General features: G+C 43.8%; 15 protein-coding genes. 7 read left to right on the top strand and 8 right to left on the bottom strand.

The genetic code is table 11. The features are described from left to right. Positions 1-234 precede the first annotated feature (234 nt). Entirely contained in the window at positions 235-1,233 is a 999-nt protein-coding gene (gene holA, locus KKA81_11345; GenBank protein ID MBU2651521.1) for a DNA polymerase III subunit delta, read from the bottom strand. Between the two features lie 682 nt (positions 1,234-1,915). Here holA and KKA81_11350 point away from each other — a divergent pair. The 7 genes from KKA81_11350 (at position 1,916) to rsmD (ending at position 11,241) form a co-directional block, all read left to right on the top strand. Next, positions 1,916-4,072: a peptidase domain-containing ABC transporter gene (locus KKA81_11350; protein MBU2651522.1), complete on the top strand. Its 2,157-nt coding sequence runs from the start codon at positions 1,916-1,918 to the stop codon at positions 4,070-4,072. A gap of 18 nt (positions 4,073-4,090) precedes the next feature. Further along, a complete protein-coding gene (locus KKA81_11355; protein MBU2651523.1) occupies positions 4,091-5,437 on the top strand; it encodes an HlyD family secretion protein in 1,347 nt (448 codons plus the stop codon). Between the two features lies 1 nt (position 5,438). Next, complete coding sequence (locus KKA81_11360) at positions 5,439-5,894, top strand: type I restriction enzyme HsdR N-terminal domain-containing protein (protein ID MBU2651524.1); 456 nt, start codon at positions 5,439-5,441, stop codon at positions 5,892-5,894. A 285-nt stretch (positions 5,895-6,179) separates the two neighbouring features. Then, complete coding sequence (locus KKA81_11365) at positions 6,180-9,113, top strand: PAS domain S-box protein (GenBank protein MBU2651525.1); 2,934 nt, start codon at positions 6,180-6,182, stop codon at positions 9,111-9,113. Positions 9,114-9,209: 96 nt separating this feature from the next. Further along, positions 9,210-9,809, top strand: a complete 600-nt coding sequence (locus tag KKA81_11370; GenBank protein ID MBU2651526.1) for a hypothetical protein — start codon at positions 9,210-9,212, stop codon at positions 9,807-9,809. 14 nt (positions 9,810-9,823) lie between these two features. After that, positions 9,824-10,699: a DUF3822 family protein gene (locus KKA81_11375; protein MBU2651527.1), complete on the top strand. Its 876-nt coding sequence runs from the start codon at positions 9,824-9,826 to the stop codon at positions 10,697-10,699. Beyond that, complete coding sequence (rsmD, locus tag KKA81_11380) at positions 10,690-11,241, top strand: 16S rRNA (guanine(966)-N(2))-methyltransferase RsmD (protein MBU2651528.1); 552 nt, start codon at positions 10,690-10,692, stop codon at positions 11,239-11,241. The genes KKA81_11375 and rsmD overlap by 10 nt, the downstream gene beginning before the upstream one ends. A 30-nt stretch (positions 11,242-11,271) precedes the next feature. Here the strand turns inward: rsmD and KKA81_11385 are convergent, their stop codons facing one another. The 7 genes from KKA81_11385 to KKA81_11415 all read right to left on the bottom strand — a co-directional run. Further along, on the bottom strand, positions 11,272-11,493 hold the full coding sequence (locus KKA81_11385) for a DUF2795 domain-containing protein (protein MBU2651529.1): 222 nt from the start codon (positions 11,491-11,493) through the stop codon (positions 11,272-11,274). Between the two features lie 78 nt (positions 11,494-11,571). Then, positions 11,572-12,135 (bottom strand): cob(I)yrinic acid a,c-diamide adenosyltransferase, encoded by a 564-nt coding sequence (locus KKA81_11390; protein MBU2651530.1) that lies wholly within the window; start codon positions 12,133-12,135, stop codon positions 11,572-11,574. A gap of 115 nt (positions 12,136-12,250) precedes the next feature. Then, on the bottom strand, positions 12,251-12,988 hold the full coding sequence (locus tag KKA81_11395) for an ABC transporter ATP-binding protein (GenBank protein MBU2651531.1): 738 nt from the start codon (positions 12,986-12,988) through the stop codon (positions 12,251-12,253). A gap of 39 nt (positions 12,989-13,027) precedes the next feature. Further along, a complete protein-coding gene (locus KKA81_11400; protein ID MBU2651532.1) occupies positions 13,028-13,792 on the bottom strand; it encodes a class I SAM-dependent methyltransferase in 765 nt (254 codons plus the stop codon). 37 nt (positions 13,793-13,829) lie between these two features. Continuing rightward, positions 13,830-15,368 carry a hypothetical protein gene (locus tag KKA81_11405; protein MBU2651533.1) on the bottom strand — a complete coding sequence of 513 codons (1,539 nt, stop codon included), beginning with the start codon at positions 15,366-15,368 and terminating at the stop codon, positions 13,830-13,832. Between the two features lie 120 nt (positions 15,369-15,488). Next, entirely contained in the window at positions 15,489-17,129 is a 1,641-nt protein-coding gene (locus tag KKA81_11410; GenBank protein ID MBU2651534.1) for a choice-of-anchor J domain-containing protein, read from the bottom strand. A 61-nt stretch (positions 17,130-17,190) separates the two neighbouring features. Further along, the coding region (locus KKA81_11415; protein ID MBU2651535.1) for a T9SS type A sorting domain-containing protein at positions 17,191-17,739 on the bottom strand (549 nt) is incomplete at its 5' end.

Below are 17,739 nucleotides of genomic sequence, written 5' to 3' on the forward strand. Positions count from 1 at the left end.
CCCTCCCTGCTGGCAGGGAGAGGGAACGTGCTGATCAAATTTTTTAAAAAATATATAATAGCTATTTAAGAAAAACACTTGATAATTTGTATGTCAAAATCCATTCCCAAATTATTTTTACTTACTGTTTGTATATAATTTCACAAAGTTGAAATAGCGCGCTCCCCCTCCCTGCCAGCAGAGGGGGCCGGGGGATGGGTAAATGATAAAAAATATTTTAATGCGAAACTTTAGTTAATGCAGTATTCGATAGATCATTTCCCGCATGAGTTCACCGCCGGTGGTGGCGGAGCTTACGCCTTTGCCTTTGAGGTCGTATTCGCGAAGAACGGAAATGGTTTCACGAAGTTTGGGGTAGGAATAGTTTTTGGCCGCTTTCTGGTAATCGGGAACAAAGAAAGGGTTTACTCCCAACACCGATGCGATATTGTTGCGCGACTTATCGGGGGTGGCATGGTATTTCAATAATTTCACAAAAAAACCGTAAAGGGTGGAGACGACCATAACCAGGGGATGGTCTTTTTCGTTGGCGGCAAAATGGTTGACAATGCGGTTGGCTTTCAGCACATCCCGTTCGCCCAACGCGTTCTGCAACTCAAAGATATTGTAATCCTTGCTGATCCCGATATTCTCCTCAATAAGTTTCTCGTTAACGCTCACCCCTTTTTCGATATTGATAGCAAGCTTGGAAAGCTCGTTCATGATCTTCGAAAGGTCGGATCCAAGGTACTCCGCAAGCAGGAGGGCTGCTTTCGGTGTGATGCCGTAGCCCATGCTTTTCAGCCTTTCACCAATCCAGGAAGGAAGCTTGTCGTCGTAAATACGTTTGGATTCAAAAACCACCCCTGCTTTCTCAACCGTACGGGAAAAACTCTTACGCCGGTCAAGCTTTTTGTATTTATAGCACAATACCAGGATGGTGGAAGAAAGAGGCTTCTGGCAATAACTCTCCAGTTGCTCAATATTCCGGATTTCCTGAGCTTCCCTGATGATCACCACCTGGTAGTTCGACATCATAGGGTAGCGTTTGGCATATTCCAGGATGGTTGGCACATCCACGTCCCTGCCATACAATATGCTTTGGTTGAATTCCTTCTCATTCTCATCCAAAATGTTTTCCTCAATAAATGCAGCAATCTCATCGATAAAATATGGTTCTTCTCCCATCAGGAAATAAACCGGACGGTAGATTTTGTTTCTCAGGTCACTAAGGATGCGGTCGAAGTCGGTCATAATGTTTGATGGATAAAGTGAAGTCAAAAGTAAAAATTATGGATTAAATATTTTGAATAAAATAAAGGGGAATAATCGACTCCGCTTCCCATCACGAGATTTTTCAGTAGCTGCGCTGTAAAAAAAAGGAGTATAATCTCTCCTCGGCTTCGCTCGGAGCAGGGCCTCGGATTCGCTATGGGTGACCCTTCGGCTTCGCTCAGGGTGACACGCATTGATATATTAACCAGGCCTCGGCTTCGCTCGGCCTTTTATCAAACGCAGAGCGTTATTATAACCCATTGGGGTTGGCCCTGGGCCGAGCGAAGTCGAGGCCCAACTGTTTAAAAGCAAACTAAAGTCACCCTGAGCGTAGGCGAAGGGTCACCCTGAGTGTAGATTAGAATCGACGATCAATGATCAATGATCGAAGAATGAAATCGATGATCGACCCCGGTTTGCATCGGTGCAGGCAAGTGAAGACACAAAACCTGCCCATGAAATTACGTGATGAACGTTTATTCTTCGATCTGCGATCTGCGATCTGCGATCTGAGATTTCTTTCTCCGATCTCCGATCTGATATCTTCGATCCCAAAACCCTTTTCCCATTTCCTCCGTATAAGCCATCACAAGTATTTTGTTATTTTTGAGCGTAAATTAATAGCAAGTTGAGCTTCCCATTTTACAAACAACTGGATGCGATGGACTGCGGTCCTGCGTGTTTGCGCATGATAGCCAGACATTACGGCCGTTCCTATTCCATACAGACCTTGCGTGAACGCAGTTTCATCACACGCGAAGGTGTTTCCCTGCTTGGTATCAGCGATGCGGCCGAATCAATAGGTTTCCGCACCATGGGCGTAAGGCTCAGCTTTGAACAGCTTGCCGGTGAAGCTCCTCTTCCCTGCATAGCCCACTGGAAACAACGGCATTTCGTGGTTGTTTATAAAGTAAAAAACAACCGGGTCTATGTGGCAGACCCTGCCTATGGTCTTATCCGGTACAGCCGGGAGGAATTTCTGCAGGGCTGGACCGGCGCCAAAGGCGAAACCGGAAACCAGGGGATTTGCCTCATCCTGGAACCTACTCCGGATTTTTATAAACAGGAAGGTGAAGACCTTAACAAGAAAAGCTTCCGCTTCCTGTTCTCCTATGTCAAACCTCACAGGAAATTCGTGGTGCAGCTTGTCCTTGGTATGCTGCTGGCCAGTATCCTGCAACTGATCTTCCCTTTCCTGACCCAGGCCGTCGTTGATATCGGTATCTCCAACCAGGACCTTTCCTTTATTACCCTCGTGCTGATTGCTCAGTTGGTGCTCATGATCTCTCAAACTTCCGTGGAATTCATCCGCGGATGGATATTGCTGCATATGGCAACCCGCATCAATATCTCGCTGATCAGCGATTTTCTGATCAAACTGATGAGGTTACCCCTGAAATTCTTCGATTCCAAGCTGGTGGGCGACCTCATGCAACGCATTCACGACCATACCCGCATTGAGAATTTCCTTACCGTCTCTTCACTGAATATATTATTCTCTTTTTTCAGCCTGATCATATTCGCCCTGGTGCTCGCGGTCTACTCCTGGCAGATCTTTGCCATTTTCCTGGGAGGCAGTATCCTGTATGTTTTATGGGTGCTTGCTTTTATGAAGAAACGCCGCGAGGTGGATTACCGCCGCTTCGCCCAGCAGGCCGAAAATCAGAGCAACCTGATTCAGCTCATCACCGGTATGCAGGAGATCAAGCTGAACAACTGCGAAAAACAAAAACGCTGGGAATGGGAACGTATACAGGCACGGTTGTTCCGCGTGAATATCCGCGGGTTGTCGATCAACCAGTATCAGCAGGCCGGTGCCGTATTTTTCAACCAGAGCAAGAACATCCTCATTGTATTCCTGGCAGCCTGGTCGGTGGTGCAGGGAGAGATGACCCTGGGTATGATGATGGCCACACTTTTCATCCTGGGACAGGCCAACAGCCCGATTGAACAGATGATATCCTTCCTCCGTTCGGCACAGGATGCAAGGATTTCCATCGAAAGACTTGGTGAAATACATCAGCGTGAAGACGAAGAAGACCCCGAACAACACAGGATCACCATTATCCCGGAAAACAAAAGCATCGCCTTTCACAACCTGAGCTTCCAGTATGAAGGTCCCCATTCGGAGATGGTCCTGCAGGATATCAGTTGTCTTATTCCGGAAAATAAGGTAACGGCGATCGTCGGACCTTCAGGCAGCGGAAAAACCACCATGGTCAAACTGTTATTGGGATTCTACCCGCCCGTCAAAGGGGATATCCGTATCGGCGATACCAACCTGCTGACCATGAGCAGCCGTACCTGGCGCCAGCATGTGGGAGCTGTTATGCAGGATGGATTTATCTTTTCAGATACCATCGCAAACAATATTGCCGTCAGTGATGAGCATATCGACAGGGAAAAGCTCTATCATGCAGTAAAGATCGCCAACATCCGGGAATTCATTGAGTCCCTGCCGATGAGTTATAACACCCGTATCGGTATGGAAGGATCCGGCCTCAGCCAGGGACAGAAACAACGTATCCTCATTGCCAGGGCCGTTTACAAGAATCCTGAATTCCTGTTTTTCGACGAAGCGACCAATGCCCTGGATGCCAACAATGAAAAGGTGATCATGGAAAATCTCCGGGAGTTTTATAAAGGAAAGACCGTCGTTATCGTGGCCCACCGCCTGAGCACGGTTAAAAATGCCGACCAGATCATCGTCCTGGAAAAAGGGAAGATCACGGAAACAGGCAATCATACTGAGCTATCTGCCCTGAAAGGCTCATATTATCACCTGGTAAAAGATCAGCTGGAACTGGGTAACTCTTAATACCACGGCATTACAACCATGAAGAAAAAGGAAACCATACAAAGAAGCGAGCCTGTACAGGAGATTCTGGGAACCATACCTCCCTGGATCATCCGCAGGGGGATAACCCTCTTCCTGGTTATCATCCTCGTACTGCTCGCAGGAAGCTGGTTTTTCAAATATCCCGACTTCCTGAATGCCGAAATTGAAGTCCTGACCCAAAACCCACCCGCCGACGTGGTGGCTAGGGCAAGCGGCAAGCTTGAAGCGCTGTTCATCGAAGACAATTCACATGTGGAGAAAGGCACCCGCATTGCCGTAATCGAAAACCCGGCCAACCATATACAAGTGTTTGACCTGGGGACAATCTTGCAAACCCTTAAGGCACCCGTTTACAAAACCTTTATCGATACCCTTCCCTTTTTCGAATACGCCGGACTGAATGCACTGGGCGAGATACAACCATTCTTTTCCGTGTTCCTGAAAAACTACCTGGATTATCAGAATTACCTTAAGGTCAATTACTATTCCAGGAAAATAGAAGCGTTGCGGATACAGATTAAAGACCACCGCATCTATTACGAATACCTTTACAGACAGAGGAATACCCTGGAGGAAGATTACAGGCTTGCAGAGAAAGACTACAAGAGGCACGAACAGTTATTCCGGAACGGAGCCATAGCCGAAGCAGAACTGGAGAAGAAAGAGAGTGAGATGCTACAGAAAAAACATGATTTCGAAGAGGCACGCACCAACCTGGCCACTACACAGATCAAGATAACGGAGTTGGAAGAAGACATCCTGGAGTTCCAGCTCCAACAGCAGCAGGAGAGCTCACGCCTGCAGCTTGATTTGAGGGAATCGTATGAAAACCTGTATAGCCGGGTACAAACATGGAACCAGACCTATGTCATCATGGCCCCGATCAGCGGAAGGGTTACCTTTAACAAGTACTGGGCAGAAAATCAGAATATTACCCTGGGCGACCGTGTTGTTTCCGTGGTTCCGGTCGACTCGGCCAATATCATCGGGAAAATGTATGTCCCCATTCAGGGATCGGGCAAGGTAAAAACCGGACAGAAGGTAAATATCCGCTTTTACAACTTCCCTTACATGGAGTTTGGCATGGTGGAAGGCAGGATCAGCAATATCTCCGGGGTACCTGCCGACAATGAGTACCTCGTTGAAGTCGGCTTCCCGGAAGGGCTGAAGACAAATTACGGGATCACACTCGAATTCAATCAAATGATGAAAGGATCGGCAGAAATCATCACGGAAGATATACGACTGCTGGTTCGTATCATTCGCCCGCTGCGTTCTCTGATACAAAACCGCTCCTTCAGGGAAGTATCCCCGGAAACAGTCTCAAACAAAAACAATCGCTGACATGCAAGCACTGAACCTTCCGGCCTATGAAATGAAAGTCAAAGAAGAGGAAGGCAGGCGGATGATATTCGATCCCGTCAGAAAAAAATATGTTGCTCTGACACCGGAGGAGTGGGTTAGGCAAAATTTTCTGCAATATCTTATCCGGGGAAAAAAATATCCTGCAACCCTTTTGCGTGTGGAAGCCTCATTCCGCATACACGGGCTGAGCCTTCGCGCCGATATCCTGGCATCGGATCCGCAGGGCCAACCACTCATGATCGTAGAATGTAAGGCACCCGATGTTAAAATCACCCAGGAAGTATTCGACCAGGCAGCCCGCTATAACATGAAGTGGCAATCGCCCTACCTTACCGTCACCAACGGCATCTCCCATTTCTGCAGCCGGATATTCATCCGGGAAGAGCGCATTGAGTTTTTACAGGATATTCCTTCCTATATGGATTTAAGAATATAGAAACATTCCATGTAAAAAACAGCCTATACTAAAAAAAAAGTATACAAATTTTCAGTTAAAACCCATTATAAACAAGGTAATTACCTGCGAATTTTCAATAGAAGAAAAAATCTTTAATAAAGCTCTTTACTTTTGCAAATATTTATTGTATATTCGTATGTGCATTAGGGCGTTATTAACATAAATCAAATCGATCGAAAAGCATAATCTGTTTTCATTGTCAGGCTCATTTCTCTTCCAGGCATGTTGAGAAACCCGACGGCATAATATTGTGAGGGAAATATTATGAAACAAACCGGCAAACAGGAGTTGATAGGGATTCTATTTGAATCTTTTTCTTATCCCATGTTTGTTATTGATATTGAATCATTTGAAGTTCTACTGGCGAATCCGGCCGCCATGGAATTAAATGATGAAAGCCACAAAGGTACTTTATCCTGTTATGCCCTTACACACCGTACAGGTAAACCTTGCAACACCAATGAACATCCCTGCCCCCTGAAGATCCTGAAAAAAACAAAGAAACCTGCCGTGGTTGAACATATTCATTATGATGCTGAGGGTATGGAAAGACTGGTGGAGGTCCATTGCAATCCTATTTTTGACGAAAAAGGCAAGCTAGCTGCCGCTTTGGAATATCATCTGGATGTCACAGAACTGAGAAATACCCAGGTCAGGTTGAGGGAATCTTATGGGGAGATCGAAAATCAGCAAAAAGAAATACAAAAGCAAAAGCTCAAACTGGAGGAACAACTTCAGAAGCTCGACATTGCCTATGAACAGATACGAAGCATCAACCGGAAGCTAATCGAGAAAGAGAAGAGCTATCGTATGCTGTCGGACCTTACCTTTGAAGGTATACTTATTCATCAGCGGGGGCTTGTGATCGATGTTAACGATTCTTTCCTTAACATATTCGGATATCGTAAAGAGGAATTATTAGGGAAAAATGTCGTGGACAAGATGGTACCCCCGGAATACCTTCCTGCAATTACGAACCGGATCGACAATAAAGTAGCAGAACCATACGAAATAGAGGCAAAACGAAAAGACGGAGTCCGCATTCCGGTGGAGATTGAATCACGGGATGTTGAATACGACGGAGAAAAGGTAAGGGTTACAGCAGTGCGGGATATTACCGAGAAAAAAGCTGCGGAAAAGCAACTTAAAACAAGCCAGGAAAGCATACGTCTGCATCACGATCTTAGCCATGCCTTCCTGTTGGCAGAGGGCAATGATGTTTACCAGCGGATTCTGGAAATCCTTCTCAGGACCTTTTCATGTCCATACGGGCTTTTTGGATTTATCAACCAGGACGGACATTTTGAGATCCCCAGTATGACTTACGATATCTGGGATGAATGCAACATTCCGGGAAAAACCTTTGTTTTCACACCGGAACAATGGGGAGGTATCTGGGGAAAAACCCTGCTGGAAAGAAAGACCTTTATTAAGAATCATAATCTTGAATTTCCCGTTGGGCACATAGTCCTTCATTCGGCCATCTGTACCCCTATCATTTATAAACAGGAAATAATAGGGCAATTCGTCCTTGGGAACAAGGAAAATGGATTCTTGGAGGAAGATCAGTACAAGCTCGAATCCATAGCCCGGTATATAGCTCCGATCCTGTTTGCCAGGCTGGAAACGGAAAAAAATGTCAAACTGAGGATACGTACAGAAGAAAAACTCAAATTAAGCGAGTTCAAATACCGTGACCTGATCGATGCCCTTGGGGAAGGTGTAGGGATTGTCGACATGCATGAGAGTTTCATCTTTGTAAACGATAAAGGTGCTGAGATCTTCGGCCTGAAAAGGGAAGAACTAAACGGCAAAAACCTCAGGGAATTTCTCGATCAGCAATCGATTGAAAGGGTAATTGAGGAAACCAAAAACAGAGAAGAGGGTAAGAGTACTCTGTATGAATTGCAGATCATATCTGCCCAGGGAACAAGAAAGATCCTCCTGGTCACTGCTTCTCCACGCTATGATCTGCATGGAATGTTTATCGGTACCCTCGGAATCTTCAGGGATATCACCGACCGCAAGATAATGGAAGGCGATCTTATCAAAGCCAAGGAAAAAGCTGAAGAATCCGACCGCCTGAAGACAGCCTTCCTTACAAATATGTCGCACGAAATTCGCACCCCTCTAAATGCCATCATGGGTTTTGCCGAATTGCTGAAGGAAAACAGCCTCTCCCAGGATAACCGCAAAGATTTCATTGACACTATCATCAACAATGGCAGAAATCTTCTGAATATCATAAGCGACATCATAGACCTTTCCCGCATAGAATCGGGTGATCTGAAAATGAACCCACAGATTTGCATACTCCATGATTTTATGCAAAACCTGGTGGGAGATTTCGAAAGCGTAAAGGAAAGCCAAAGAAAGAATGATCTGAAGATAAAAATGGTAAAAGGGAATGTGGATGAGAGTAAAAAATTCTTAATCGATTCCCAGAGGCTCAAACAGGTATTAATGAACCTTGTGAGCAACGCAATAAAGTTTACCGAAAGGGGAGAAATTGTAACAGGATATACTGTTGAGAATCATTTTATTCAATTTTATGTTTCCGATACCGGAATAGGGATGAATGAATCCCAATTGGAGCATATCTTCGAACGGTTCAGGCAGGTTGATGAAGGCAATACAAGAAAATACGGGGGCACAGGGGTAGGACTTGCCATATCAAAAGCTGTTGTAGAGAAGATGGGAGGAAGCATTCAGGTTGATTCCCGTGAAAACGAAGGTTCGGTATTTTCTTTCAGGATACCGGTTATTCTTCCTGAAGAGGACATGCGCTACCAATATCCCCTGGAAACAGCTAAACTGATGTACCGTTGGCCCGGAAAAAGAATAATGGTAGTAGACGATGACAACAGTGTTTTACAATTCCTGTATATCGTACTGAAGAAGACAGGAGCCGACGTTGTTACTTGCAAATCGGCTGAATCAGCTCTGGAAATTATTAAAGAGGATCCTGCATTATACCACCTAATTCTTTTGGATATGCGGATGCCAGGTATGGACGGGTATACCGCTACCAAAATCATTAAAGAACTGAACCAGGATATTATCATTATTGCACAAACAGCCTATGCCCTGAATGACGACCCAAGGGAATGTTACAAGGCGGGATGTGATAATTATATCTCTAAGCCCATCATGGCAGACAAACTGTTACAAATGTGCCATGAATATCTTGGAGATTAATTTTGATAATGCGCATTAAATTTTCCTTAATTTGACAGGCATAAGTATTAAAATTATAAAAAAATTTTACCTTTGCGATTATCAAATTAATCCGTCATGAAATACCTCGGTGTCAAAATCATTCTAACAGTTGTTATCATTGTACTGGCATATCTGGTGGTTGACAGTGTAATTACCCCCATCCAGTTCAACAAGATCAAAGATCAAAGAGAAAAACAGGTGATCGAAAAACTCAAGGATATTCGGTCGAGCCAAATGATTTACAGAAACATTAATAATGTTTACACAGCAAGTTTTGACACGTTGATAGAGTTTCTCAGGACCGGTGAGATACCGGTTGTGAAAATGATTGCGGATCCTACTGACACTACATTTACTAAAACTATCAAAGACACAATTGGTTACATCAGTGTAGGCGATTCTTTATTTGGCAAAAGGCCGGGTTATGTGCTTGACTCCATAAAATATATACCTTATTCCGGAGGTAAGCTTTTTAACATGGACGCCGGGAAAATAGAATCGGGTGGAATTACCGTAAATGTCTTTGAGGTTACTGCTCTTTATTCCGACTTTTTAAAGGGTCTTGATGAGCAATTGATCAGGAACCTGATAAAATCCAAGGAAGATATCGACAAATACCCCGGGATGAAAGTAGGTTCCATGCTTGAGGCATCCACTGACGGTAACTGGGAATAAACCCTTTTCCACATATGCCCGAAAATACCATCAGAAAATACCATCTGAAGGATATCGCATTCATCAATGACTTCTTTGAGCGTTGCCACCTGGCAATTTACCTCAACGGAAATAGCTTTGCTTTTGCTTTACTCGACGATGATCTCAACAAATTCATGCGTTTTGATTCCTATCAGAAAGAGGATGCAGACAGCAAATCCATTTCCCTGCATAATGGTTTTGAAGATGCTCTCCAGGAAACAGGCTATGCAGATCAATCTTTTAAGTCGGTTAAAGTCCTTGTTGAAAATCCATATTCTACCCTTGTACCCAATGAGCAATTTGATGCTACACGCTTAAAGGAATACCTTACCTTTACTCATCACCCCCTGGAAAATCCAGGACATGTCATCAATCACAATCCTGTGTCTGTGATCGAAGCACATTCAATCTTCCTTTATCCCGCCGCTATTACGTCCGTCCTGAAAAAACATTTCCGGTCTTTTAAGATTTATCATCAGTCATGCGTAATGATCAGCGCTATCATGGCATTGAAAAACTCAAAGATAGGCAAGCAGGTATACGTCAATCTGCGCAGCCATAGCGGGGATATCCTGTTTCTCGATGATGGCCGGTTGCGCTTTTTCAACTCATTTTCGTTTGAAAAAAACACCGATTTCGTGTTTTTCGTCCTTGAATCCCTGCAACGATTAAACCTTGATCCTGAATTTATCAGGGTAATCCTTCTGGGGAATATTGTGGCAAGAGATGAAATGTACCAGGAATTATACAGGTTTATTAAGAACCTGGGATTTATTTCCAGGAACAGTCATTTTCAATACAGCCCCGTATTAGACTCTTTGCCTTCCCATTTGTTTTTTAATTTGTTCAGCATACCTAAGTGCGAATAATAGGAGGATTATACAAGGGAAGACGCCTTCATCCGCCAAATAATCTCCCTGTTAGGCCTACTACTGATCTGGCAAGGGAAAGCCTGTTCAATATTCTGAACAACCGTATTGATTTCGAAGGTTTACGGGTGCTGGATCTGTTTGCAGGAACGGGCAGCATCTCTTTTGAATTTGCCTCCAGGGGAGCCGCAGAAATCATTGCCATCGACCGGAATCCGCAATGCCTGACCTTTATCCTGCAAACTGCAAATTTGTTTGGCATTGAAAATATCAAAGTACTGAAAGGAAATGTTCTGAAATGGCTACCCAGGTTAAAAGGCCCATTTGATATAATTTTTGCCGATCCTCCCTATGACATGAAAGAGTTACCTGATATTCCTCAGAAAGTATTGGAACTGAATCTGCTGGACAATGAAGGGATTTTTATCATGGAACACGATGCAAGGCATCTATTTAATGAATTGGAGGATTTCAGGGAACTTCGCAAGTATGGAAAAGTGCATTTCTCCTTCTTTACAAAAATAAAGCCGGATTATCAGTAAATCCGGCTTAACAAAAGACTCTTTATAGGGTTAATATTCGTCTTCGTGAAAGAAGAAATCATCCTTTGTCGGATAATCCGGCCAGATATCCTCAATGCTTTCATAGACTTCTCCTTCATCTTCGATTTCACGCAGGTTCTCGATAACCTCCTGCGGTAATCCTGAACGAATACTGTAATCAATCAGCTCGTCCTTGGTAGCCGGCCAGGGAGCATCTTCAAGCTTTGAAGCCAATTCTAGTGTCCAATACATAGCTTGCGAAATTTGTAGTTTGCAAAAATAATTCTTTTCCTATAAAAGTCAAGTGATTTTTTAAAGATTACAAGACCCTTAAACCCTTGCTTTCCAAAGGGTTTCGGAAACATTAAGATCGCGTGCAAGTTTTCTGGCCAATACGAACAGATAATCCGACAAGCGGTTTAAGTATTTAATATTCAATTCATCCACTTTATGTTCTATCGACATGCGAATGGTAAGCCTTTCGGCACGGCGGCATATACAGCGGGCAATATGGCAATAAGAAACAGTAGTATGTCCACCGGGAAGAATAAACGATGTCAGAGGTTGCAATTCCTCATTCATCAGGTCGATTTCTTTCTCAAGCAGTTCAACATCAGTTTCCACTATAACTGGCAGCTCTCTTTTCAGCTCCTTTGAAGGATCCCATGCCAATTGCGATTCAATAGTAAAAAGCCTGTCCTGGACCTCGAGCAGGATTTCATGATAATGAGGCTGCATGTCCTGATCCCTGATCAGCCCAATGAAGGAATTCAATTCATCAAGGGTGCCATAAGCCTCTATCCTGTCATGATATTTAGGAACCCTTGTGCCGCCAATCAGGGAGGTTTCTCCTTTATCCCCGGTTTTAGTATATATTTTCCAACTGTCTGTCATTGTTTTGGCAAATTAACAGAACAACCGGGAAACCCGGTAAATCCTGCTGTTTAAACATACTTAGCAAACAAAGAATTCATCATTTTGTTTGCCCGGGAATAAGGTTCTGTGAATATTACTCGCTTTCTTCAATAACTTCCTTGTAGAAATCCATCGTCCTGATATTCTTGTTCTTGTCATCGGAAGCAATATTGCCGTCGATCATGCGAATAATTCGATGTGCATGCAGGGCAATATCTTCTTCATGAGTAACAACAATAATGGTATTTCCTGCCTGATGGATTTTCTCCAGTAATCCCATAATCTCGATAGATGTTTTTGAGTCAAGATTACCTGTAGGCTCATCAGCCAGGATGATAGAAGGTTCATTGACCAGAGCCCTTGCAATAGCAACGCGTTGCCTTTGTCCCCCCGAAAGCTCGTTTGGCTTGTGCAGCATACGGTCACTTAAGCCAACATCTTCCAAAACTTTCTCCGCCTTCTTTATCCTTGCATTCTTGTTCAATCCGGCATAGATCAATGGTAAAGTCACATTCTCAAGCGCCGAATTTCTGGGCAGGAGGTTGAATGTCTGAAAAATAAAACCAATCTCTTTATTTCTGATTTCAGCCAGTTCGTTATCACCCTGCTTGCTGACATCATTACCGTTAAGGTAATAATGCCCGGATGTAGGCGTATCCAGGCAACCCAGGATATTCATCAGAGTCGATTTTCCTGACCCCGAAGGCCCCATCAGGGCAACAAATTCATTTCGATAAATATCCAGGGAAATAGCACGGAGAGCTCTGACTATCTCTGTGCCTACCTGAAAATTTCTGACAATGTCGATTAAACGGATTACTTCCTGATTCATATCACTTTATTAGGTGTACCAACAAAAATAACATATTTATCAGAACCGGATCAAAAAATCTTGATCTGGCAGTCCTTTTCGAAAAAATAACAAGCCCATCCTGTAAAGATCAATACTGGTACTTACATCAGGATTCATTTTTATCTCCTCCCAGGCACGGTACATTTCCGGTGACCAGTATATATCGTCTAGAATAAATACACCATCCGGTGCCAGGTATGGTATACATTGGTGAAAATAGTTCAAAGTCGGCTGGTAACGATGATTCCCATCCAGGAAAACCATATCCAGACTTGTCCCTATTTCCTCCAGTAATCCTGGAAGCACATCATCAAACCGGCCAGTATGCCTCCTGATATTGCTTATCCCCATGGCTTCAAATAACCTTCCTGCCGCTGCTGATGTCACATCACTGCCTTCAATGGTATGCACGATACTTTCCGGGCTTGCCATCGCCAGGTACAAAGTGCTGACTCCGGCAGAGGTCCCCAGTTCCAGGATAACCCTTGGTTTATAATATTCTGTTACCCTGAAAAGCAATCTCCCAAATTTTCTTGAGACGGCTGATTTACGCACAACCTGGCGCAGAGTCCTGGCTCCCGATAAAGATATTTCACCATCCTGTCCGGCACCGAAATCATCCTGTGTCAAAATTTCCCCTGATCTCAATAACCCCCGGCGCCTCCGCTCGATCTCCCTTATGCGTTCATCCTTGCAATCCGCCAGGATAATATTTTCCATAAAATCATAAACAAAAGGAGAATGAATGCCAAACCTCGACTTCGCACGAAGTCTGTATTCCAAAAACTTACCTATTCTGAATACCGGTGTTATCATACTGCTACTTCAATGCCACCTTGTTCACATAAAAAACAGCTCTGCGGTTATTTGCCAGCCTGTTATTCCTGATTTCCTGATAACCATAACACAAGAAAAACTCATTGTACCAATGTACGATCTTGCTGCGGGCGTCATCAATCAGCTTATCATTATCATATTTCAACTTTATCTCCAGCGATGCATCCTTCTCCAATTCAGACCCTCCGCGGAAAACGCTGTATTGGATCCTGCCATTTCGGTTATAAAACATAAAAAACTCATCATTTTCCCCAAACAACTGAAGATATGGCTGCAAATTAAAAGTCTGTATGTTCCATATTGGCATTTCCCCGTTCCATACCATCTGACCTTCCATGTCAAAAGCCGAAACGATCCCGGCAAAATACTTAAACCCATCAAATACAGTATATGTCTGGGGAACCATTCTTCCGTAATAATCATAATACATATCGGTCACCGTCCGATATTCGGGATAGAAAGCTTCCGACATGACAAGGAAAACATCGTTTGATAACAGAACCGGATGCAATAGGACATTGTAATCAAGTGAAACCTCCTCACCGGTCCTCTCTTGTTTCCCTGCTTTTTTTCGCAACCGGGTTACATCTTTTCCTCCCAAAGTACGGTATAGGTTATCAAATTCCAGGAAATTGTAATAGTGAATGAACTTCTCTCTCCCATTTTCAAAACATGCCATATAATACCCCGTGCTTTCCGGAAAGTCTTCTTCCGTGTTTCCACTAAGCCTGGCCGGATTTGAACCGTAGGTTCCGAAAATGTATATTTTCCCTTCTCTTAGTAATAAATCCGCATCATTAAGATATTTCCCTTCCAAAACCGGATCAATATGAAGTATTTCTTTTATCCTCCCGTGTAAATCAAATGGTAAAATGACATATCCCGAATTTTCCTTGTTCAGGATATTCTGAACTAAAACATAGCCAAGTTCCTGATCCGGATCCAGGTAAATATTCCTGAGGATGGATGCCCCCTCCAGATCTATTTCTGTTGTAACACTTTCACCTGAAGAAAGATCGGTAAAAATAAGATAACCTACATTCTTTTTGTCTGTGGCTCCGGTTACTGCTTTGTTATTTCTGACCGTAAAACCTCCAATGGTTGACTTTTCAGGAAACATGGTTTCTTTCGTGGAAATCATTCCTTCCATTAGTGCAACCGTTAATATTTTTGCATTATAATCCCCCGATCCCCCGCGGCCTTCATGATAATACAGCATATAAAGCAAATCATCTTCATAATAATAGCCATTATACACCAATCCATTGGGCAATACCGTGTCCCGTATCCATAGTTCTTTTAACTGATTATCAAACATGGCAAAATGCCAGCTCATATTTCCTGATTTATCCTCAAAACCCTGATAAAAAACAATAAAACCATTTTCTCCACATGGGATAAGGGTATAGGTATCCTCATTCATCCTGGCATTTAGTTCCAAACGTAAAATGGCAGGTTCCTGCGAAACCAATGTTAAGGCAGACCAAATCAGAAAAAATAACGCAATGATTTTACGCTTCATAAAACTGCGGGCATATGGTAAATAACATGCTTTTATAGCTGTTATTGGATCATCCTGTAAAATTAAATAAAAAAAGCTGCCTGGCTAATTGAGGCAGCTTTAATAATATTATTGAGATCTTTATTGTTTCAGGAATTTGGTGCTGTAAGCGGATCCGTCAGAAAACGTTCCTACCAGCAAATAAGTTCCGGTCTTCCAGGTTTGGGCGGAGATAGCCGGTGGAATACCGTCTTTCCCCGATGTCCAGATCAGCTTACCCGTTATAGAATACACTTCAATTTTTTCCAGGGTCAGATCTCCTGATGTCATTACAGTAAATGATTCCGTAACCGGATTCGGGAATATTTCCAATCCTGTCGGTTTTAACTCCGGATTATGGATACCCACCAGTTCCGTTCCGGTAATCAGGATATCATCAACTTCCCAGGTAGCACTTTCTGAAGCGTTTGAAGTATATTTGAATGCAACATAAACAGCATTTCCGTTATAAGCGGAAACATCTATATCTCCGGAGAATGTCCATTCCCAGCTTCCGCCGGAAAGGGTTCCGGTAAGGCTGGTCCATGTGCCCGATGCCGGATTGCCAGAACCATCGTAATCGGTAGAGATCAGAACTTCCAGTTCCGGTCCGGTGTAGTTTTGTGCAGTAAAAAAAGACAGGAGTTCGTTTTCATAATTTGAGAAGTTCATGGCAGGTGAAATAAGCCAGTCTTCATTGGCATTTGATCCCCCTTCGTACCCGCTCATTCTTGCACATGGAGTCCCCTCCAAACCGTAATTGTTGTCTCTTTCCCAAACCTGGGCTCCTGTGACGCTGACCGCTGTCCAGGCACCCCAGCTATTGTTGAAGTTTTCCGTTTCAATTACTGCGATGTTTGCAGTGGTTGCCTGTGCTTCAGGCCAGGCACCGTCTGTTTTGTAATTGATGTTTGCCCCACCGTTGGTGTAAGGGAAAATGGCAAAATGATACGTGGAGTTACCTTCAAGGCCGGCAAAAGTGCAGGTTTCAACTCCATAAAACACATTAAGTGCCCCGGTCCCGTCGCTGAGATCAGTATCGTCCTCTACCGGTGTCCCATCCACAGGAGGCACAATATTATCGGTACTGCTTGCGAGCACCAGGTAGGCTCCCGGAAGTTGGGTTCCGGTTGCATCCAGCCAGGAAAGGGTAATGGACACATTTTCCGGGGTAGCGATGAAATTCACAGGATAAGCGGATGGCTCCGGATCAACCCCGGCCTGCTCCACAACGAAATCATCATAATAAACCGAACCGCCGAAAACGTTATCCTGCTTATAAACCCTCACCTCGAACCTGAATGCATCCGCGGTAGCCGGTGCGGTTAGTGTTACATCAAAAACCTGCCAGTCGGGATTGTCTTCCGAATAAACATTAGGCCTTAATTCAGCCTCATTGGCAGTCAGAGTTGAGCCCCCGCTTAGCCAGTATGACCATATCCTTGTCCTTGCTTCAGGATCGTTGTCAAAATAGCGATAACTGATATGGTAATTCACACCTTCGATGATACCTTCCACATCCTGTTGTAAATCTTTGGTAGCATCCGCTGAAGTATGTTCAGCAGAATACATCCCACTGAAAACGATCACATCCGATTGGCTTATGTTCTCGGCTTTATCCCAGTTTTCCGGGGTGGTTGGGTTAACCCAGGACTCCAGTCCCCCGTTTTGTACCAGATTCTGGGAAAATAACAATCCCCATGATCCGGCAATAAGTGCGATGGTCAGTAAATAACGCTTCATAATGAAATTATTTATTGCGGGAAACTGCCTTATTCACAGCTTCCCGCAGAGTTTAACAATACTATTCTATCACCAGCTTTGCTGTAGCCACCTGATCGCTATCCGATGCCGCAAGTCTTACAATATACAATCCTCTGTTCAAACCACTGAGATTAATACGGGCTTCCTGTCCGTTCAAGGCACCTTCAAACACTTGTTCACCCAGCAGATTAAAAATCCTGATCTCATAATCCGTATTGCTTTGCCGGTGGATCATAAACACTTCCCTTCCGGGATTTGGGTAAATGGTAAATCCCTGCCCCGAATTAATTTCATCAATTCCTACAGGAAGAACATCGATATAATCGGTTTTGGTTTCTGTGCTTTGACCGTAATCATTGCTAACCGTCAGGGTCACATCATATACCCCGTTTACTTCATAGGTTACTTCTCCGGGTTGCTGAATATTGGATCCTGCAGGGTCGCCACCTTCAAAGGTCCATGTCCAGGAAGTTGGATTTCCTGTTGAAAGATCGGTAAATGTTACAAATTCAAATTGGAATATAGTAGTTTGATCTGCTTCAAAATCAGCTACAGGAGGATAGTCGACAGAAATATAATTGGTTCTCAG

This window comes from Bacteroidota bacterium (genome assembly GCA_018831055.1).
Lineage (GTDB): Bacteria > Bacteroidota > Bacteroidia > Bacteroidales > B18-G4 > M55B132.

Bases quoted from the DNA above. Each gene is read 5' to 3' on its own strand.
- holA (MBU2651521.1), bottom strand. From the start codon at position 1,233: ATGACCGACTTCGACCGCATCCTTAGTGACCTGAGAAACAAAATCTAC.
- KKA81_11350 (MBU2651522.1), top strand. From the start codon at position 1,916: ATGGACTGCGGTCCTGCGTGTTTGCGCATGATAGCCAGACATTACGGC.
- KKA81_11355 (MBU2651523.1), top strand. From the start codon at position 4,091: ATGAAGAAAAAGGAAACCATACAAAGAAGCGAGCCTGTACAGGAGATT.
- KKA81_11360 (MBU2651524.1), top strand. From the start codon at position 5,439: ATGCAAGCACTGAACCTTCCGGCCTATGAAATGAAAGTCAAAGAAGAG.
- KKA81_11365 (MBU2651525.1), top strand. From the start codon at position 6,180: ATGAAACAAACCGGCAAACAGGAGTTGATAGGGATTCTATTTGAATCT.
- KKA81_11370 (MBU2651526.1), top strand. From the start codon at position 9,210: ATGAAATACCTCGGTGTCAAAATCATTCTAACAGTTGTTATCATTGTA.
- KKA81_11375 (MBU2651527.1), top strand. From the start codon at position 9,824: ATGCCCGAAAATACCATCAGAAAATACCATCTGAAGGATATCGCATTC.
- KKA81_11385 (MBU2651529.1), bottom strand. From the start codon at position 11,493: ATGTATTGGACACTAGAATTGGCTTCAAAGCTTGAAGATGCTCCCTGG.
- KKA81_11390 (MBU2651530.1), bottom strand. From the start codon at position 12,135: ATGACAGACAGTTGGAAAATATATACTAAAACCGGGGATAAAGGAGAA.
- KKA81_11395 (MBU2651531.1), bottom strand. From the start codon at position 12,988: ATGAATCAGGAAGTAATCCGTTTAATCGACATTGTCAGAAATTTTCAG.
- KKA81_11405 (MBU2651533.1), bottom strand. From the start codon at position 15,368: ATGAAGCGTAAAATCATTGCGTTATTTTTTCTGATTTGGTCTGCCTTA.
- KKA81_11410 (MBU2651534.1), bottom strand. From the start codon at position 17,129: ATGAAGCGTTATTTACTGACCATCGCACTTATTGCCGGATCATGGGGA.